This is a genomic window from Nonlabens sp. Asnod3-A02 (assembly GCF_045063755.1).
Lineage (GTDB): Bacteria > Bacteroidota > Bacteroidia > Flavobacteriales > Flavobacteriaceae > Nonlabens > Nonlabens xylanidelens.
This window is the reverse complement of sequence record NZ_JBEFOC010000008.1, coordinates 139,520-159,541: the sequence shown is the minus strand read 5'-3', so window position 1 is coordinate 159,541 and position 20,022 is coordinate 139,520. Positions and strand designations below refer to the sequence as shown.

The window sequence follows — 20,022 nt, the reverse complement described above, 5'->3', positions numbered from 1 at the left end:
ATACCAGACTAGTGTGTATGGCGTTAGTTTTGTTTAAATTTGTATATAATTATTAAAGAAAAATATCATGGCACTAGAAATAACAGATGCAAATTTTGAAGAAACAGTATTAAAAAGTGAAAAGCCAGTATTGGTTGACTTTTGGGCAGCGTGGTGTGGACCATGTCGTATGGTAGGACCTATCATCGACGAGGTTTCTACTGAGTATGCTGATAAAGCTGTAGTAGGTAAAATGGACGTAGATGCAAATCAAGAATTTGCTGCTAAATATGGTGTACGTAACATCCCTACAGTATTAGTTTTTCAAAACGGTGAAGTAGTAGGTCGTCAGGTAGGAGTTGCTCCTAAAGATGCTTATACAGACGCTTTAGACTCTCTTTTGAACTAGTATTCAAAATATAAAATAGATAAGCCTGCTCATTTTGAGCAGGCTTTTTTTTGCTCTTTTCTTAATAAAATAGATGATCATGATCTTGTTTAAAGTTTAACCATTTTAGGTTCAATTTTAATATAACCCTAATACTTTTCTAGAGTATTTCGGCTAACTTGAAAATAAAATTAATTATTATGAGCAAGACTATATTGTTGAAAAACAGACCGCAAGGAACACCACAAAACAGTAATTTTGAATTCATAGAAGAAGAAAAGCCATCGCCTAAAGATGGTGAGGTATTATTGAGAACTAAATACGTGTCGGTAGATCCTTATCTACGTGGACGTATGCGAGATGAAAAATCTTATATAGAGCCTTTTGAAATAGGTGCTCCCATAGCATCTGCAATTGTGGCTGAGGTTGTAGAAAGTAACAATGACCGATTTGAAAAAGGAGATTTTCTAACAGGATCATTAGAATGGAAAGAATATCAAACTAGTACTGCAGAGAATTTACGTAAAGTAAGCAATGATGAAAGTTCGTTAAGTGCAAACCTAGGTATTTTAGGTATGACAGGACTTACCGCATACTTTGGACTAGATAGAATAGGAGAGCCTAAAGAAGGAGAGACTTTACTAGTCTCTGGTGCAGCAGGTGCCGTAGGATCTGTAGTAGGGCAAATAGGTAAAATAAAAGGACTTAAAGTCATAGGTATCGCTGGGTCTGATGAAAAAGTGGAGTTACTTAAGAGTAAATTCGGTTTTGATGCAGCTATTAATTATAATAAAACAGAAGACCTAGCTGCTGCGATTAAAGAGCACGCGCCAGATGGTATAGATATTTATTTTGATAACGTGGGTAGCTACACGCTAGATGCAGCTATGAAAAACATAAACCGCCTAGGTCGTGTTATAAACTGTGGTGCGATCTCGTTATATAATGAGACTGAAAAGCCTACTGGGCCTAGATTAGAAACTACTATTGTAAAACAAAGCGTGAAAATGCAAGGTTTTATAGTTAGTAATTATCAAGAGCATTTTCCAGAAGGTGTAAAGCAATTATCGCAATGGTTAAATGATGGGAAACTGGTAAAGGAAGAGACCGTTGTAGAAGGTTTTGACTCCATTCCACAGGCATTTATTGATTTATTTGAAGGGAAGAATAAAGGTAAAATGGTGGTTAAAATCTATTAATAACGTTTTTAGCACGATACTTTTTTAAGATTCGCTTTCGCGAAAGCGGAACAAATTTAAACCCCATAAATAAAACAAGCATGATCGTCAATTAAGATGGTCATGCTTTTCTTATCTTCACACTATGGATGTACAAAAGGAACTCAATAAAACTACTGGCTTTAAAAACCTGCAATTACTGGCTAGTCAGGTAGTAGAAGGTTATATAAGTGGTATGCATAAATCTCCTTTTCATGGTTTTAGTGCAGAGTTTGCAGAACATAAAATTTACAATCCTGGTGAGAGTACACGTCATATAGACTGGAAGTTGTTTGCAAAAACAGATAAGCTTTACACAAAACGTTATGACGAAGAGACTAATTTGCGCTGTCATCTTATCGTCGATAACAGCCCTTCCATGCATTATCCGCCGACTAAAAAACAAGAGATAGGCTCGCTTAATAAAATAGGTTTTACGGCGCTGGCAGCAGCAAGTGTTATGAACCTGCTTAAGAAGCAAAGAGATGCGGTAGGAATGAGTATTTATGCAAATGAGTATGAATATTATGCGCCAGAAAAAGGTAGCGAGAGACATCACAATATGCTTCTAGATCAACTGACTAGAATAAGTAGTGAGAAACCTAGCGGGCAAACTACAGATACTTACAAATATCTGCACGAGATAGCAGAGAATATAAAACGCAGATCGCTTATTTTTCTCTTTACTGACATGTTTCAAAGCGATAGACATGAAAACGAACTCTTTGAAGCGCTTAGGCATTTAAAATATAACAAACATGATGTGGTACTTTTTCATACCTATGATAGTGCTACAGAGGTCAACTTTGATTTTTCTAACAAGCCTACACGATATACAGATGTAGAAACAGGAGAGCATATCAACCTGTATGCAGATAATGTTAGAGAAGATTATCAAAAAGCGATAAAAGAATATTTTGAAAAACTAAGAGTACGTTGTGGACAAAATAGAATCAAATACATGCCGGTAGATATTCAACAAAACTTTGATGTGGTTATGACTACCTTTTTATTAGAACGACAACTTTTTAAATAAAATTAACGCCTGACTTTTTTTAAAATCAGGCGTTATTATTTATGCTTATTTTAATAATGAATACTAGTTATCATCTGTCTTTACTTTTTCTATTTCACCGTTCTCATCATATTTGATTTTAGCTTCAGAACCGTCTTCATTTTCGATTTTTACTTTATCATCTTTTACTTCTACCTTATCACCGTTTTCGATCATCTCGTTAGCGGTTTCTTCCATAGTTTTTTCTTCTCTACAGCTGGTAAGTGCCACTGTAGTCATTAATAAAAGCGCTGATATTTTAAGGATGTTTTTCATGATGAATTATTTCTAGTTAAGATACTATAATCTTAAGGTCCACATCATAAAATCCTTATAAAATAAAAGCCTGTCAGGGACAGGCTTTACGTAACCAATTGAATTATGAAAAGAGTAAAGGGTTACTGCAAAGTAATTATTTAAAAGATTTAGGGAATCTAATAAACATCTCTCTTTGGTAACGCAAATTTAAACTTCACTTTAATAATAACTTAAACCTCTTTTTACAAATACCATTAATCTTTAAAAAGTAGAAAAACAGGTTGAATTACATTTTTATTAATTTTTCTACTTGTGTTTGATCTGCGGTTGTAATTTTTATAAAGTAAATACCTTGCTTTAAATCACTGACATTATAGATGTTTCCAGCACCTTTAAAAGTAGTAGTAAGCTGACCAGAGGTATTATAGACTTGTACTAATTGCGCTTCTTGAGACAGTTTAAAAGTACTTGCTGCTGGGTTAGGGTATAACCTTATAAGATCTTGAGAAAGAAATGAATCTTCATTACTTAATGGATCTTGTAATAGCTGTGTTGTAAAAAGTTTGTATTCTCCAGGTTGTAAATTAATCATCGCTGTAGTATTAGTAATGTTTACTGCTGTATTATTACTGAAGTAATCGTACCATGTGCCAGTTTGAGAGAAATTAGGATTTACGTTTTGAGCTGTTATACCAAAGTTAGCTACAACAACAGCATCAAATTGAGTGCCGTTAAGATTGATTCTCTTTACTACTCCAGATACATCCAGATCGTTATTAACAGAGTTAAATGTATCTGGATAAAGTGTCTTAAAGTTAATCATAGTGGCGGTTACATTATAAAGAGCCATACGGTTTGCGTCTGTATCATAACCTAGTGTCCATGGAATAGGCTTACGTCCTGTACGCCCATTAAGGTCTATGTCTTGTTCATAACCTAGTTCTCCAAATTGCCATAACATCTTAGGGCCTGGGATACTATATAACATGGCTGCGATAGCTTCTTGTCTTTCTAGAGCAATAGGTAATGTTCTTACGTCGTGGGATGAGTTTGCATTATTACCGAATTGTAGGTTTTTGTACATTAAGCGCTGTTCGTCATGACTTTCTGCATAAGCAACTAGATGCTGATCATTGAAATTACGAGAGCCAAAATAAGAACCACTAATATCTGCATTACTACCATAACCCATAGAATTCTGGTTGTACTGATCTGTCATTTTTCCCCATAGCATGAATCCAGCATTTGCAAGAGCAGTTTCTTCACTATTATCTGCTAGGTGTTCTAGTATCATGTAAACATCGTTACCGTTTGCATTCCATATGGTATTGCGGTAATCATTGAGAATGTCTACCCTAGACTGATCATAAGCGTTCCATGCACCTACATTTCCTAAAGTATTATTTTGAGTAAAACCTTTTGATAAGTCAAATCTGAAACCATCTATTTTATACTCGTCTATAAGAAACTGAAGAGTTTGCTTTACATAATCACGAGTAAAAGTACTCTCGTGATTCATGTCATAACCTACATTAAAATCATGACGCGCCGTAGGATTCATGTAAGGATTATTTACCGCTGGTCTAAAGTTAGCATCATCCCACCACATTTGACATAACGGACTTTGACTAAAAGCATGGTTATACACTACATCTATTATGATAGCAATTCCTTTTGAATGACATAAATCTACCAGTTCTTTAAACTTATCTGTAGTACCATATGTTTTATCTAGAGCACCATGAAATTTAGGATTATAACCCCAGCTGTCTGCTCCTTCAAACTCATTGATAGGCATTAATTCTATAGCATTAATTCCCAGTGTTTCTAGATAATCTATACGATCAATTACTTGCTGGTAACTGTCCTGCTCAGAAAAATCTCTTACTAGTAACTCATAGATAACTAAATTCTTTTTATCTGGTTTTGAGAAGTTAGTTACATTCCAATTATAAGGTGTTTTTTGATAGGTGTAAAGAGTAATATCTCCTGTAGTGTGGTTAGTAGGATAAGCTGGTAGGTTAGGATAATTTCCTGCCACGATAAATTGATCGCTTCCAGGGTCTAGAATAAGCTGGCTGTATGGGTCTGCTATTTTAATATCAAAATCTACCAGATATTGATACATAAACGCTGTGTTTGCGGTAAAAGCTGTAGCTGGTATGGTAACCCAAAAATAATCACCATCCTTATTCATTTGGTATGTCGTATCTAGATTCCAGTTGCTGAAACTACCTAATAGTATCACATCGTCTTTAAGTGGTGCGGCAAGTAAGAAGGTAACGCTACCATCGGCATTTTCATTAACTCCATTTTTTAAACCAGCTGGACGTGTTAGATTTTGTGTCGTACCAGGTACAAAAACACTAACAGTATCACTAGAAGAGTCTGTACCGCTAGATGCAGTTATAGTAATGTCATAAGAACCAGAGGCGCTAAATGTGAATGGATTACTTATAGTACTAGCTGTAGTAGTTGCTATACTAGTTGAGTTGACACTTAAATCTAAAGTTGCATTTTGAGAGCTATCACCTGTTATGGTGATGGTCTGGTTGAGGTTAAATACAGCACCATCTTGTGGAAAGGTGATCGATGTATTTAATCCTGGAGGAAAAACATTTAGATATATATCTGGAGAGGTTTGTGCTGTTGCCGCTGCATTTCTAACGACTAGCGATATTTCTGAAACGACATCTCCTGGCGCTACACTATAAAACTGATTTATACTCGTACCTAAATCTAGTGTGTAGATATCACCAGTACCGCTGTAGGTAAACTGTGGTGCACCATTATTATCGTTAAAAGTAGGTACTATAATATTTTGCCATCGTTGTCCATTTATAGTTACACCTGTATAGGCATATAGAGTTCCGGTTTCGTTTTCTAATGCTGTACCAGTAGCATCAAAGGTTAATATGACTTGATCTGTTTGAGTAGGTGTTGATGGAGTTGTTGTTACTTGCGCTTTCGCGAAAGCGAAACAAATAAAGGCCATCAAAGCCAGAGTATAGTTTTTCATAGCTTGAGTTTTAAGCAAAAAAAAGGCTGCGAACAGCCTTTTAATTTAAGATGAGTTTTATTTATTCTTGTGGGATAAGAAGGAAACTACCGTCTAGATCATTAAAGAAAATGTCATAAGTACCACCTTTTGCAACGATATTAGGATCGTTATTGTTAGTACCTTGTCCAGCATATGGAGATACATTATCACCCCAACTATCTGTCCAGTCATCGTTTGCTCTTATCTTTAATTCTCCAGCGATTAATACAATATCGCGACCTACCCACTGGTGTGGATCAAAAGAAGATTGTGTTAAATCTAGATCTGGTCCATTCCATCCATTAGGAGTAGACGGGCCTATAAGACCTATACTTGTGTATATAGTTGCTGTTGCAGCAGTAGTATTAGCTACCATACTGAAACTAGAAGTACCTTCTGAAGCATTAGTAACACCAGTAATGTCTATGGTAAAGTCGTAATATCCTGCAGTAGGAGCAACAAATGAAGCAGGATCGCTACCAGCGCCATCATTAACACCTACAGCACCATTTCTCTCACCATATTGTGGTTGCCACATTCCTAGAGTAGAAAGAATTTTAAATTCATCAGCATTAAAGAAACCTGTGTAATAATGCTTGTTTACATCTGTTACATCTACAAAAAGAGCAGGATTAGTCGCTCCATTACCATCTCCATTATTCCATCCAGGCTCTGTCGCAGCACCTACAAAATATAAGGGGCTAAAAGGGTAAGCTTCAAAAGCAGTGATTACTGCAGTTACTTCATTAGAAAAAATAGGATCTACCGCAGTTGCTGCTGTAGTTGCTTTTACTCTTAATTTAAAGTTAGTTGCTACACCAGGTTCTGCGCCTAAAGAAAGAGCGGCATCGTTAAGTGCATTATAAGTTACTGCCGTATTAGTTCCATTATTAGATCCTAATACTGCTGGTGCACTATAATCGCCAGTGTCTAGATCCATTTCTAATTGGTAATCTATCTGTACAGGTGTTTCTAATGAAACTCTGTTCCAAGAAAAGCGTTCTGCAAGATCTGGTCCATTAGTTTCGGTAACTTCAAAAGTATTTACGTCTGGTGATAAGGTAATCTCTCCAGATGTATTGGTATTAAGTGAAAATTCTTCACTGTCTGTATCATCACAAGAATTAAAACCTGCAATAGCTAAAAACGACAGCATTAATATAGAAAACTTTTTCATTTTTAAATTATTTATAAGATTAGTAACCAGTGTTTTGTGGTTGTAGGTTAGGATTTAAATTTAATTCTTGTGCAGGAATAGGAAGTATATTTCTAAATGCAGGTGTGGTCGTACCAGCTCTTACATTTCCTTTCCATGCCCAAACTTTTGAAGTAGTGAACTGTCCGAATCTTACTAGATCCTGACGTCTATGTGCTTCCCAGTGTAATTCTCTAGCTCTCTCGTCTAGTAAGTAATCAAGATCTATTTCACCAACAGTAATGTTTCCGCTAGTGTTTCCATAAGCTCTTTCTCTTATTTGATTCAAATAACCTTGAGCTGTTGTTAAATCACCACCAGATCCACCTCTTACTACAGCTTCTGCATACATAAGATAAGCATCTGATATACGGAAAATAGGGAAATCTATATCTACAAAGTCACCTACTGTATCACTACCTGCACTACCATCAACATTTACATTCTTGAATTTTTGAATGGCAAAACCATCTTTAAACTGACCTACATCATTGATTTCTTTTGTTTGCTCGTCAGTAAAGAATGTTTCTCTTGAATCTGCAGAGTTTTCTTCTCCTGGGAAAAGCTCTACAAACTGTCCTGTAGTTCTTATTCCACCCCAACCACCGTTGATACCGAATTCTGATGGATCCATGTTACCACCTACTGGAGCATGAGTTAAGTAAGTAGTACCACCAAATGTTTGCGTATTTAAACCATCAAAGTTAATCGTCCATATAAAACCATCTTCAGCTCCATTGCGATCGTTATCTGCCTGAAAACTGTATGCATATGGTACATTAGGAATGGTATAACCAGCACTGATTACTTTGTTTAATTGAGTGATAGCATCTGTATATCTAGATGTTCCTGTGTAAACCTCAGCGTTCATATAAATTTTTGAAAGTACCATCCATAGTGCTCCTTTATCAGCACGACCGTATTCATTCATACGAGCTTCTACCATATCGTCCTCGATAGCTAGTAATTCAGATTCTATAAATTCAAATAGCTCTGTTCTAGATTTTGCAAGTGGTAAAACTGCTGGATCTGAATTCTCATCGGTAAAAGGCATTTTACCAAAAAGGTCCATACCGTGATAATAAGAATAAGCTCTTAAGAATCTAGCTTCCGCACGATACTCTGCAACATCAGCTCTTACATCTGCAGGGATGTTGTATTCGTCTAGTTTTGCATCAGTACTTAAAGATAAGAATTCATTACATACTGCTATTTGATAATTAACACGAGAGAACATGGCATTTATAAATTCATTACCGTCTGTCCATACATGACCGTGTAAATCTTTTATAGTACCGTCATTCCAGGCTATAATAGCCTCGTCAGTGGTAAGTTCTTGCATGTTCCAGTATAATCTCAGGTAGTTAGAAAAACCACCGTCTATACCAGAGATGTCTGCATCTCCATCTCCACCAGACTGTCCACCTAGAGCAAGACCAGCATATGCCTTTGCAATAATACCACGATAGGTCGCAGGGTCTTGAAATAACTCAGCTTCTGTAACTCGGTTATCTCTTGGTTCTACAGTAAGGGCATCCTCACATGCAGTAAAAACAAGCATTCCAAGGAACAAAAAGATAATTGATTTGTACATTTTCATAGTGTTGCTTTTTAAAATTTAAATCCTAATCCAAAGATTAGACCTCTATTACGAGGGAATAGGTTATTATCGATACCACCAAATACTTCTGGATCAGTACCATCATAATCAGTGATAGTTAATAAGTTAGTTCCTGTAATAGAAGCTCTTATATCTACGTTTTCACCTGGGAAATTATATCCTAAGGAGACGTTATCTAATTTGACAAAGTCAGCTTTTTGTATATAATAGTCAGACTGTAGTCTTTGTTGAGAAAAATTAGTATTTAAAATATCTACAGTTGAATTTACATATATAGGAGTTTGCGTGTTAGTAGGGAAGATACTTCCATAACTAGCAGAATTAGAGTCTACGTTATTATAGTTGTAACCACCAGCAGCACCTCTAAATGTGAAGCTAAAATCAAGATTCTTATAATTAAAATTAGAAGTTAAACCGAAGTAAACATCGTGATTTGCTTTTTTGTACCTTACTCTATCTGCGTCATTAATAATGTTATCACCATTAGTATCTACGTACACACCATCTAATGGATTACCATCCTGATCATATACCTGACGGAAAACATGAAAAGAGGTAGGGTCAGATCCTACAGCCCATTCTTGAATCGTATTTCCTGTACCACCAGATATTCCTCCTACAGGAACAGGTGCGTTATCTGCACCAGCTAGGTCTGTAATTTCTATTTCTTGAACAGTCGCATTTGCAGACAGTGTCCAGTTCATATTTTCTGTTTGAATTATTTTTCCTGAAATACTAGTTTCAATACCTCTACTCAAAGTAGAACCTGCATTTTGAAAACTACCATTTTCTAATCCACCTGCTGGAAGTGGACCGAATAATAATAAATCTTTAGTCTCTCTATAAAAACCATCTACACTACCAGTAATACGGTCATCAAAGAATCCTATGTCGATACCAGCATTCCATTGGTCTGTAGTTTCCCATTTAAGATCTATGGATCCTTCTGGACGTATAGTGGTTACAAATTGATCACCGAATTGTACAGCAGCTTGTGGCTGTCCAGGAGTGAAAACAGATAAGTATGCAAATGATGCGTCTATATCTTGCTGTCCTGTCTGACCGAAACCACCACGTAGTTTTAACTGTGATAAGAATCCACTGTTTTGTACAAAGTCAGTGTTGGTAAGTTTTAAAGCAGCACTTGCTCCATAGAAGTTAGCCCATCTATTTTCTTCAGAAAATCTTGAACTACCATTACGAGATGCACTAGCAGATAAAACCACTAAATCTTTAATATCAAAAGAAGCTCTTGCAAATGCAGTTACTAATGCAGAGTCATCTATAGCAATAGGATTTTCTTGAAGTTCGTTGTTTACTGTAGAACGACTTGTGCTTTGACGTGTGAAATCTTGAAAACTACCTCCTAGAGTAAGATCCATGTCAGTGTCTAGAGATTCTAAAGTTCTTTTGTATTCAAAACGACCATCTAATAGTTGGTTTCTTCTGAATCCTTCACCAAAGCTTCTGTTGTTTCCACGAGCCCCAGCACCAGAGTTAAAATCTCTAATCGTGTACTCATCAAACTCATTATAATCGATACCAGCGTTACCAGTAAATTTTAAACCAGGCACTTGTCTTATATTATAGGCAGCGTTAAGATTTAATCTCGCTTGCTTGTTATCGAGTTGAGAATCTAAACTATTTAACAATCCTAGTGGGTTGCGAGGTGCATTACCTTCTGGTCCAGTCGAGTTAGTGTACTCGAAGAAACCGCCGAATTCTCCTGTATTATTAAATATAGATTGTGTAGGATCAAAAACAACTGCTGCCCCTACAGCACCTTCATCTGCTCTTCTTAATTCTTCTTGAGCTAGTTGAGAAGTAAAGTTTAATTTTAAATCTCCTTTTAAGAAGTTTTGTCTTACGTTAAGACCTAAAGTAGCTCTTTCATAACCAGATCTTAATAAGGTACCATTCTCGTTAGTGTACCCTAGAGATGCTCTAATAGAAGTTGCTTCATATCCTTTTTCTACGGTAAGATTGTGAATAGCTCTTGTTCCGTTTTGATAAATTTCATTTTGCCAGTCTGTATTAGCATCTCCTAATACTGCAGGGTCTCTACCTTGATCAACAACTAGTTGTCTAAATTCATCTGCATTTAATACATGAGCATAATCTTGAACTTGATTTACAGCAAACTGTACATCATACCCTATTTTGAGATCACTATTAAGTTTAGCTTTTTTAGTCGTAATTAAAACAACACCGTTAGATGCACGGTTACCATAAATAGCAGTAGCACTGGCATCTTTAAGAATAGTAAAGGATTCAATGTCTGCTGGGTTAATAGTATTTAGACTAGCGTTGCGTTGATCTAGGGGTACACCATCTACTACATAAAGAGCATCTTGATTACCACCTAGTGTAGAACCTGGACGTACTCTAATAACAGGTCCATCACCTGGACGACCAGAAGCTGCTGTAACTTGTACACCGGCTACTTTACCAGATATTAACTGACCTGGTGAGGTGATCGCACCTTTGTTAAATTCTTCTGCTTTTACAGTAGTTTGTGCTGCGGTAACGTTTGCTTTTTTAGTGCTACCATATCCTATAAGAACGATGGTGTCTAATTCTGATGGGTTCTCTGCTAGCGTTATGTTGATAGAAGTCTGTCCATTTAAAGGAATCTCTTGTGTCATATAACCTATAAAAGAAAATACGATTACGGCATCACTAGGTACATTATTTAAAGTGTACTTTCCATCAAAGTCTGTCGATGTACCATTTGATGTGCCTTTTACAGATACAGTTGCTCCTAAGGCTGGTAGGCCGTTAGATTCCAGTACTGTACCAGTAATGACACTTTGCGCAAATGCAAAAAATGGTAGTAAAATTAACAGTAAAACTGTTTGTAATTTCTGATTCATTTTTCTGATTTAGTTAAAAATTAATGATGTCTTCTTCTCACACGACGGCTAAATTATGTAAACTAAATGTTATGAAAACGTTTTCGTAACAACATTCTACGAAAACGTTTTCGGTAATCGTTATTATATATTTATAGTATCTTCACTTTCGCGAAAGCGAAACGGATAATAACTCCTAATCTAAGTTATAATGGCTCAAAAAATCACATTAAAAAAAATTTCTAAAGACTTAAATGTATCTGTATCAACAGTTTCAAAAGCTCTAAGAGATTCCCATGAGATAAGTGCAGAGACTAGGGATAGGATTAAAGATTATGCTAAGAAATTTAACTACAAACCTAACAGTATCGCGCTAAGCCTAAAGAATCAAAAAACTAAAAAAATAGGAATTATCATTCCAGAAATAGTGCATCATTTCTTTGCAACTGTCATTTCGGGAGTAGAGCGTGTGGCAAATCAAAAAGGTTATCAGGTCATCATTACCTTATCTGGTGAGAGCTTTGATAAAGAAGTAGTGAATATGGAAATGCTCGCTAATGGCAGTATAGACGGCTTTATTATGAGCCTTTCTAAAGAAACGATGGAGAAACAAGATTTTCACCATTTACGAGAAGTGACTAATCAGGGTATGCCTATTGTTATGTTCGACCGTGTGTGTAATGATATACCATGTGATAAGGTAATTATAGACGACGTTGCTGCAGGACATGAAGCTACTGAGTTTTTACTTAGAAAAGGAAGAAATAAGCTAGGTATTATAAGTACGGTAGACTATGTAAATGTAGGTAGATTACGTTCTCAAGGTTTTAAAGAAGCGTTGCAACAGCGCGGTTTTGAAGTAGAAGACCATCAGTTTTTAAAGATAGAAGATATTGATAAATGCGAGGGTGCGATAGAAGATTTTATATTAAAAAATGATTTTGACTCGCTAGTCGCGGTAAATGAATTGTTTGCAGTTACAGCTAGTAAAGCGTTACAAAAAGCAGGTAAGAAAATCCCTGAAGATGTTGCTATTGTAGCATTTACAGATGGTATGTTGTCTAAATATGCCAGTCCTACATTAACTACTATTGGACAAAAAGGTGAAGAAATGGGAGGTATTGCTGCTGCAAAATTGATAGAAAAATTAGAATCAAAGCATCATGAGAACGAAAGTTACGAAACCGTTATCGTAAAAACTTCTCTGGTAGAGAGAGAATCTACACCTTAATTATATAAATTTACAACCATGTTGAGAGGTAGACTTTTAACATAGAATCGAAACTTATCTTCTTCACACACAATAAGTTTTGATAAGTCATAAGGCTTGTCGTCATTAAAAAAAAGATAACGATATGCAAAAACCTAAGTTAGGTTTCTGGGATATTTGGAACATGAGTTTTGGATTTCTCGGTATTCAGTTTGGTTTCGCCCTTCAAGGCGGATTCATGTCACGTATTTTTCAAACACTAGGAGCAGTAAAGGATGAAATCCCACTACTGTGGATAGCCGCACCATTAACAGGGCTGCTAGTACAACCCATTATAGGTTTCTTGAGTGATAAAACCTGGTCTTCTAGATTAGGTAGAAGAAGACCTTATTTTCTAGTAGGTGCTATTCTTAGCTCTATTGCTTTATTTTTTGTCCCATACTCATCTGCATTATGGATGGCAGCAGGTTTTTTATGGATACTAGATGCGTCCATTAATATTTCTATGGAACCATTTAGAGCGCTGGTTGCAGATAAGTTGCCAGATTCTCAACGATCCTATGGTTTTGTAATGCAAACTCTTATAATAGGTATCGGTACATTTATCGCTAGTTCACTACCTGCATTAGTATCGATGTTAGGTGTCTCTGACGAGGCTCCTGCTGGAGTAATACCGCCATCTGTTAAAGTTGCATTTGCAATAGGAGCTTTTGTTTTTTTAATAACGATTTTATGGACGGTTTTTAAAACAAAAGAATACTCGCCACAAGAGATGGAAAAGTACAATGGTGAGATAGAAGATGATGACACAGGGATGATGGAAAGTATTTCAAAATCTTATTCTCTCATACCACCTACCATGATTAAACTAGGTGTGGTACAGTTCTTCTCATGGTTTGCCTTTTTTACTATGTGGAGCCTAGCAACACCAGCATTAACAGAGTCCGTTTTTGAAGCGCCAGCACCTATTGCTAGTATGTTTGATATGTCAGACGCCATGCAGTCGGCTGCATTTGACACACAAAATACCGCATATCAAAAAGCGGCAAATAGCGTGGGTGGTTATATGGGGGTTTATGGACTTTCTTCTATGGTATTTGCTTTACTACTTACCTTATATACTTCTCGTAGAAGAATTAATAGAAAATACGTTCACATGACATGTCTTATCGCTGGTGGATTAGGATTTTTAATGATGAATTATATCACAGACCCTGCAATGTTAATTTTATCGTTCACATTAATAGGTGTCGCATGGGGTAGTATTTTATCCATGCCCTATGCGATGTTGTCTAGTAGTGTTAATCCTAAACAGATGGGATTAATGATGGGTATCTTTAATATGTTTATTGTAATTCCTCAAATCATAGCCGCTTTAGGAGGTGTTAATTGGACCTCTAGTTTATTAGGAGATGGCGCCATACATGCTATGACAGTTGCTGGTATAGCACTAGTTCTAGCAGGTCTTAGTAATTTCTTAATAACCGATAAAAAAGCTATCACCTACCAAATTCAAGAATCAGATGATTAAAAAAGCATTCATATTTGACCTAGATGGTGTAATTGTAGACACTGCAAAGTTTCACTTTATCGCATGGCAACGTCTTGCGGCATCTCTAGATATCAATTTTACAGAAGAAGAAAACGAACAACTCAAAGGGGTTTCTAGAGTAAACTCCTTAAAGAAAATTCTAGAATGGGGAAATAAAGAAATCTCTCCAGATGTTTTTCAAGCAAAAATGGATCAGAAAAACACGGAATATCTAGACCTTATAAGAACCTTAGATACTTCAGACATAATGCCTGGTGTGCATGATTTTCTTTTAGAATTAAAGAAACAAGATCAGCCCATAGCTTTAGGTAGTGCGAGTAAAAATGCCCGACCTATCTTAAAGAAACTAGGTATCCATGACCTATTTGAGGTAATAGTAGACGGAACAAATGTTACTAAGGCAAAACCAGATCCAGAGGTCTTTTTAAGCGCTTGCAATCAATTAGGCTATGCAGCACAAGAAAGTATCGTTTTTGAGGACAGTGTTGCAGGAGTACAGGCAGCAAATACAGCAGGAATGATTTCTATAGGATTAGGAGAGCCATCCATATTAAACGAGGCAGACGAAGTCTTTGCACACTTTACCGACATGCCACAAGATTATATCAACACATTATTAAGTAAGAAAAAATGAATCAAGAATATATCATACCAAATGCGTGGTCTATAATTGAAGAAGGATGGAAGCCGTCTCAAGTAGAATCTAGTGAAAGCCTTTTTTCCATCGGTAACGGTGCAATGGGGCAACGAGCAAATTTTGAAGAAAAATATACAGGCGCTACTTTTCAAGGTAGTTATGTCGCAGGAGTTTATTATCCAGATAAAACCAGAGTAGGTTGGTGGAAAAATGGCTATCCAGAATATTTTGCAAAAGTACTTAACGCTCCTAATTTTATAGGGATTGATGTCTTTATAGATGGAGAAGAATTAGACCTAGCTACAGTTCAAGAAGTGACAGATTACCGTCGCGAATTGAACATGAAAGAAGGATGGTACGAACGTTCCTTTACAGCACACCTGTCTCAAGAAAAAGCGATAAATGTAGTTGCAAGAAGGTTCATGAGTCTAGAAATAGATGAGCTAGCCGTTATTAACTATCAAGTAACTGCTGTAAAAGGAGCTATTAGAATCTCTTTCCAGCCTTATATAGATGCGGGAATAACTAATGAAGATACTAATTGGGACGACGCATTCTGGGAAGTAGAAGAACTAGTTTCAGAAGAGCATCAGGCACTCGTGTTAAGTCGTACTAATAAGACTAATTTCTATGTAGGTACCTTCATGCAGTCAGAGTTGATTAAGAATGGAGAGCATGTCCAGTATGCAGAGCATTTTGATAAAAATGATACCATCATACGTCATAAGGCAGCTTGTGATATCGCTCAAGGCGAAAGCGTAACTCTAAGAAAGTATGCCGGTTATACTTCTAGCCTTAATCATGAGCATTTTGAACTTTTTCCTGCTGCAAAATCAGTTTTACAGAAAGCAACAGAGCTAGGTTATGAAAGTTTGCTTAAATTGCAGGCAGATTCATGGGCGCAAATTTGGGCCATGGCAGATATTACTATAGACGGTGATCTCAAAGCACAGCAAGGGATACGTTTTAATATCTTCCAGTTGAATCAAACATACTTAGGTAAGGATTCTCGTCTTAACATAGGTCCTAAAGGATTTACAGGAGAGAAATATGGAGGTTCTACCTATTGGGATACAGAAGCTTATTGTATTCCATTCTACATGGCTACCAAAGATCAACAGGTAGCACGTAATTTATTAAGATATAGATATGAGCAGCTAGACAAGGCCGTTGAAAATGCTGGGAAACTCGGATTTTCTTCTGGAGCTGCTCTATATCCTATGGTTACCATGAATGGAGAAGAATCTCACAACGAGTGGGAAATCACCTTTGAAGAAATACACCGCAACGGTGCGATGGTTTTTGCCATTTATAACTACGTTAGATATACAGGAGATTACAGCTACATTCCAGAAATGGGACTTGAAGTGATGATTGCTATCGCAAAATTCTGGCATCAACGTGCAACTTATTCTCATCGAGCAAATAAATACATGATTCTAGGTGTAACTGGTCCTAACGAGTATGAGAATAACGTTAATAACAATTGGTATACGAACTACCTAGCAAAATGGTGTATCAACTATACTGTTGATAATATCAATAAAGTAAAAGATGGTCATAAGTCAGATTACGATAGAATTATTGCAAAAACTAATCTTACAGATAGCGAGATCACCGCATGGCTGGACGTTGCAAATAATATGTACGAGCCATTTGATGAAGAACTAGGCATTTATTTACAACAAGATGGATTCTTAGATAAGGAAATCATTCCAGTAAATGATCTCTCTCCAATTCACAGACCTATCAACCAGAAATGGTCTTGGGACCGTATTCTAAGAAGTTGTTACATTAAACAAGCAGACGTACTTCAAGGTTTCTATTTTTTTGAAGATCATTTTACAAAAGAACAATTAGAAAAGCATTTTGACTTTTACGAGCCGTTAACGGTTCATGAAAGCTCACTTTCTCCATGTGTTCACAGTATACAGGCAGCAAAGTTAGATCGCATGGATCAGGCTTATGAGTTTTATTTAAGAACATCAAGACTAGATCTAGACGACTATAATAAAGAAGTTGAAGAAGGTTGCCACATTACGAGTATGGCAGGAACATGGATGAGTATTGTAGAAGGTTTCGGTGGTCTTCAAATCATTGCAAACAAGCCTAGTTTTACAACCAAACTTCCCGAACAATGGAATGGTTTCAGTTTTAAAATCAACTTTAGAAATCAGATTCTCGACGTACAAGTAACTAAAACTGGTGCACAAGTAACTCTAGAAGGCAAACATGCCCAAGATATTATACTTAATGGCGAGCACATTACTTTACAGCCTCAAATGGTAAATGCCTAGGCTATGAAGCTCGTATGCTAATAAAAAAACCATCAAATCTCACAGGTTTTCAAAACCTGTGAGGTAAGTTATATCGAGTTATTAGTTTTAAGTTTCCCCTTGAGGGAAATGATCGCAGGACAAAGGGTGTTTGCGCATGAGTGAAAACATATTGATAAATTACCGCCAAACCTTTAGGATTTGAATAAGATAATAATCTCGAGCAAAGCGATTCCATGAAAACTTTCCCCTTTGGGGAAATGCCGCAGGCAATGGGGCTAGCGATGCAATAAATAATAAATAAAGTGAAATGAAAAAACTACTAATCCTACTCATCGCAATTCTTATTATAAGTTGCGATAATAACGATAAAGAAAATACTACTCTAGATACTAGAACTAGTGTTATTGAGGTGATGACAACGCCTATTTATAAAAATGTAGGAAGTAATAAATTTTTAATTTCCGATTACGTTTTAGATGTTGAATCTATTGATAGTATCACTTTAGGAAAAGGATGTTATAAAAAAGATTTAGGTAGTAACAATGATATTAAAATTCCTGGAAAACTAGACGACTCCTATTATTTTGGACTGAATGACAAAGCTCCTTTCGTTACTAATATTACTTTATGGATCGATGGGATTAGGAACGATATTCCAGTTTATAAAACTCCACAAGGTCAGTTTTCATTGCCTTACGTTAATAGAACTAAGAATAAACCTAAGAAAGTTCAAATTAAAGGAAGCTTTACAAATTGGGCAACCATAGATTTAGAAGATAACAATGGTGTCTGGATACATACGGCTGCACTTCCAGCTGGGAAACATCAATATATTTTTGTTTTGGATGGTGTCGAAGAAAAGTTGACTGAAAACGACGAGATGTTCATTAGTAATAATCAAGGAGGCTTTAATCGTTATATTGATAATTCTTTGTCAACAAATACAAAGCTATCCTACGATAAAATCCTCGACAAAGGATTCACCTTTAAAACATCGGGAAGTTTAGAAAACGTAGTTGTTCTTTATGAAAACCAACTTGTAGAAGCTGTAAAAAGCAAAAATGATAATACCTACACGGTAAACCTACCAGAAAAAGATTTTTCAAATCGCATTTCAAAAACACAACTCGTTAGAGTTTTTGCTAGTGATAAAAATGGTCGTACTAACGATTTATTGATTCCGGTACAAAATGGTCAGGTGGTAGAAGACCCATCGCAACTTGCTAGAAATGATTTTCATAATCAGGTGTTGTACTTTATGATGGTAGATCGTTTTCTTGATGGAGATAAAAGCAATACAAAACCTGTGAACGATCCAGAAATTTTACCTAAAGCCAATTATATGGGTGGTGATCTAGCAGGTGTTTTGGCAAAGTTAAAAGACGGTTATTTTGAAGAATTAGGAATCAACACGGTATGGTTGTCGCCTATTACTCAAAATCCAGAAGGTGCTTATGGCTTGTGGCCAGAGCCTAAAACTAAATTTAGCGGTTATCATGGTTACTGGCCTATTTCTAATACTAAAGTAGATTACAGATTTGGCGATGAGAAGGTCTTAAAAGAAATCATTGAAGAGGCTCATAATCGCGATATGAACGTGATTCTAGATTATGTAGCAAACCACGTTCATGAAGAGCACCCTTTATATAAAGAACATCCAGAATGGACAACAGATTTGTATCTAGAAGACGGTAGTTTAAATACAGAGCGATGGGACGACCACAGGTTAACCACTTGGTTTGACACATTTTTGCCTACTCTAGATTTTTCAAAGCCAGAAGTAGTAGAAAAAATGACCGATAGCGCATTGTATTGGGTTACCGAGTACAAACTAGACGGTTTCCGTCATGACGCGACTAAGCATGTGCCAGAAGAATACTGGAGGACACTGACTCAAAAAGTACGCAATAATACGGACAGACCTATTTACCAGATAGGAGAAACTTATGGTTCTTATGACCTGATAAGAAGCTATGTGAGTACAGGAATGTTAGACGCACAGTTTGATTTTAATCAGTATGATGCTGCTGTTTCCGCTTTTGCAGTAGCGGATGGAAGCTACTCAAACCTCACCGAAACCCTTAAAAAAGGTCTAGAATACTACGGTCACCATCACTTAATGGGTAATATATCAGGAAACCAAGATCGTGCAAGATTTATAAGCTATGCAAGTGGCGATGTGAAATTTGATGAAGACGCAAAGAAAGCCGGTTGGACTCGTGAAATAGTTATGAGTGATTCTACCGCATTTGATAGACTAGGTATGTTGCAGGCGTTTAACATGACCATGCCAGGTGTGCCGGTTATATACTATGGTGATGAGTACGGTTCTATAGGGGCAAACGACCCTGATAATCGCAGGATGATGAAGTTTAATGGCCTTTCTAGTAGGGAGCAAAACTTACGTAAATTAGTTCAGGAATTAGTTCATCTACGTCGCAACTCTATGTCGTTACTTTATGGTACTACACAGGTTGTTATGGAAGAAAATGGCCTGTTGGGTATAGAACGTCATTACTTTAACGAGAGTACAAAGGTGTTTTTTAATGAGAATTCTTTGATACTTAATGTGGGTTTAAATAATGCACGCTTTCGCGAAAGCGGAACAGCAATAAATGCCATTGTAACAGATAAGAATATTCAGATACCACCAGGTAACTTTGTGATTTTACAAATGAAAAATGATCAAAATAAAGATTTTAAATAAGATATAGAACTCCTACATTTGATACCTGAGCAT

13 protein-coding genes are annotated in these 20,022 nt (G+C 36.4%); 8 read left to right on the top strand and 5 right to left on the bottom strand.

Going from position 1 to position 20,022, the window contains the following annotated elements; translation table 11 throughout:
* The first annotated feature begins 67 nt into the window (after positions 1–67).
* From trxA to ACJJVN_RS10680, 3 genes are all read left to right on the top strand, one after another.
* The gene (gene trxA / locus ACJJVN_RS10690) at positions 68–388 is read left to right on the top strand and encodes a thioredoxin (protein ID WP_104513887.1); all 321 of its coding nucleotides are present in this window, start codon (positions 68–70) and stop codon (positions 386–388) included.
* Positions 389–567: 179 nt separating this feature from the next.
* The gene (locus tag ACJJVN_RS10685; RefSeq protein WP_405378074.1) at positions 568–1,566 is read left to right on the top strand and encodes an NADP-dependent oxidoreductase; all 999 of its coding nucleotides are present in this window, start codon (positions 568–570) and stop codon (positions 1,564–1,566) included.
* A gap of 124 nt (positions 1,567–1,690) precedes the next feature.
* Positions 1,691–2,620: a DUF58 domain-containing protein gene (locus ACJJVN_RS10680; protein ID WP_405378073.1), complete on the top strand. Its 930-nt coding sequence runs from the start codon at positions 1,691–1,693 to the stop codon at positions 2,618–2,620.
* A gap of 63 nt (positions 2,621–2,683) precedes the next feature.
* On the opposite strand, the gene ACJJVN_RS10675 is transcribed toward ACJJVN_RS10680, so the two are convergent.
* From ACJJVN_RS10675 to ACJJVN_RS10655, 5 genes are all read right to left on the bottom strand, one after another.
* A complete protein-coding gene (locus tag ACJJVN_RS10675; RefSeq protein WP_405378072.1) occupies positions 2,684–2,914 on the bottom strand; it encodes a hypothetical protein in 231 nt (76 codons plus the stop codon).
* A 268-nt stretch (positions 2,915–3,182) separates the two neighbouring features.
* Positions 3,183–5,915 carry an alpha-amylase family glycosyl hydrolase gene (locus ACJJVN_RS10670; protein WP_405378071.1) on the bottom strand — a complete coding sequence of 911 codons (2,733 nt, stop codon included), beginning with the start codon at positions 5,913–5,915 and terminating at the stop codon, positions 3,183–3,185.
* 61 nt (positions 5,916–5,976) lie between these two features.
* Positions 5,977–7,113, bottom strand: a complete 1,137-nt coding sequence (locus ACJJVN_RS10665; RefSeq protein ID WP_405370523.1) for a SusE domain-containing protein — start codon at positions 7,111–7,113, stop codon at positions 5,977–5,979.
* A gap of 19 nt (positions 7,114–7,132) precedes the next feature.
* Entirely contained in the window at positions 7,133–8,731 is a 1,599-nt protein-coding gene (locus tag ACJJVN_RS10660) for a RagB/SusD family nutrient uptake outer membrane protein (RefSeq protein WP_405378070.1), read from the bottom strand.
* Between the two features lie 11 nt (positions 8,732–8,742).
* Positions 8,743–11,625, bottom strand: a complete 2,883-nt coding sequence (locus tag ACJJVN_RS10655; protein WP_405378069.1) for a SusC/RagA family TonB-linked outer membrane protein — start codon at positions 11,623–11,625, stop codon at positions 8,743–8,745.
* Positions 11,626–11,815: 190 nt separating this feature from the next.
* Here ACJJVN_RS10655 and ACJJVN_RS10650 point away from each other — a divergent pair, with 190 nt between their 5' ends.
* The 5 genes from ACJJVN_RS10650 to ACJJVN_RS10630 all read left to right on the top strand — a co-directional run bounded on the left by ACJJVN_RS10650 (position 11,816) and on the right by ACJJVN_RS10630 (position 19,989).
* Positions 11,816–12,835 carry a LacI family DNA-binding transcriptional regulator gene (locus tag ACJJVN_RS10650; protein WP_405370529.1) on the top strand — a complete coding sequence of 340 codons (1,020 nt, stop codon included), beginning with the start codon at positions 11,816–11,818 and terminating at the stop codon, positions 12,833–12,835.
* Between the two features lie 124 nt (positions 12,836–12,959).
* Entirely contained in the window at positions 12,960–14,345 is a 1,386-nt protein-coding gene (locus tag ACJJVN_RS10645) for an MFS transporter (RefSeq protein ID WP_405378068.1), read from the top strand.
* Complete coding sequence (gene pgmB, locus ACJJVN_RS10640) at positions 14,338–15,000, top strand: beta-phosphoglucomutase (RefSeq protein ID WP_405378067.1); 663 nt, start codon at positions 14,338–14,340, stop codon at positions 14,998–15,000. Before ACJJVN_RS10645 ends, pgmB begins: the two co-directional genes overlap by 8 nt.
* The gene (locus tag ACJJVN_RS10635; protein WP_405378066.1) at positions 14,997–17,300 is read left to right on the top strand and encodes a glycoside hydrolase family 65 protein; all 2,304 of its coding nucleotides are present in this window, start codon (positions 14,997–14,999) and stop codon (positions 17,298–17,300) included. Before pgmB ends, ACJJVN_RS10635 begins: the two co-directional genes overlap by 4 nt.
* Before the next feature lie 289 nt (positions 17,301–17,589).
* Positions 17,590–19,989: an alpha-amylase family glycosyl hydrolase gene (locus ACJJVN_RS10630; protein WP_405378065.1), complete on the top strand. Its 2,400-nt coding sequence runs from the start codon at positions 17,590–17,592 to the stop codon at positions 19,987–19,989.
* The last annotated feature ends 33 nt before the right edge of the window (positions 19,990–20,022 follow it).

Excerpts from the sequence above, each read along its gene's own strand:
- ACJJVN_RS10645 (WP_405378068.1), top strand. The coding sequence starts at position 12,960 with ATGCAAAAACCTAAGTTAGGTTTCTGGGATATTTGGAACATGAGTTTT.
- ACJJVN_RS10680 (WP_405378073.1), top strand. The coding sequence starts at position 1,691 with ATGGATGTACAAAAGGAACTCAATAAAACTACTGGCTTTAAAAACCTG.
- ACJJVN_RS10650 (WP_405370529.1), top strand. The coding sequence starts at position 11,816 with ATGGCTCAAAAAATCACATTAAAAAAAATTTCTAAAGACTTAAATGTA.
- ACJJVN_RS10675 (WP_405378072.1), bottom strand. The coding sequence starts at position 2,914 with ATGAAAAACATCCTTAAAATATCAGCGCTTTTATTAATGACTACAGTG.
- ACJJVN_RS10655 (WP_405378069.1), bottom strand. The coding sequence starts at position 11,625 with ATGAATCAGAAATTACAAACAGTTTTACTGTTAATTTTACTACCATTT.
- ACJJVN_RS10670 (WP_405378071.1), bottom strand. The coding sequence starts at position 5,915 with ATGAAAAACTATACTCTGGCTTTGATGGCCTTTATTTGTTTCGCTTTC.
- pgmB (WP_405378067.1), top strand. The coding sequence starts at position 14,338 with ATGATTAAAAAAGCATTCATATTTGACCTAGATGGTGTAATTGTAGAC.
- ACJJVN_RS10635 (WP_405378066.1), top strand. The coding sequence starts at position 14,997 with ATGAATCAAGAATATATCATACCAAATGCGTGGTCTATAATTGAAGAA.
- ACJJVN_RS10630 (WP_405378065.1), top strand. The coding sequence starts at position 17,590 with ATGAAAAAACTACTAATCCTACTCATCGCAATTCTTATTATAAGTTGC.
- ACJJVN_RS10660 (WP_405378070.1), bottom strand. The coding sequence starts at position 8,731 with ATGAAAATGTACAAATCAATTATCTTTTTGTTCCTTGGAATGCTTGTT.
- trxA (WP_104513887.1), top strand. The coding sequence starts at position 68 with ATGGCACTAGAAATAACAGATGCAAATTTTGAAGAAACAGTATTAAAA.
- ACJJVN_RS10665 (WP_405370523.1), bottom strand. The coding sequence starts at position 7,113 with ATGAAAAAGTTTTCTATATTAATGCTGTCGTTTTTAGCTATTGCAGGT.
- ACJJVN_RS10685 (WP_405378074.1), top strand. The coding sequence starts at position 568 with ATGAGCAAGACTATATTGTTGAAAAACAGACCGCAAGGAACACCACAA.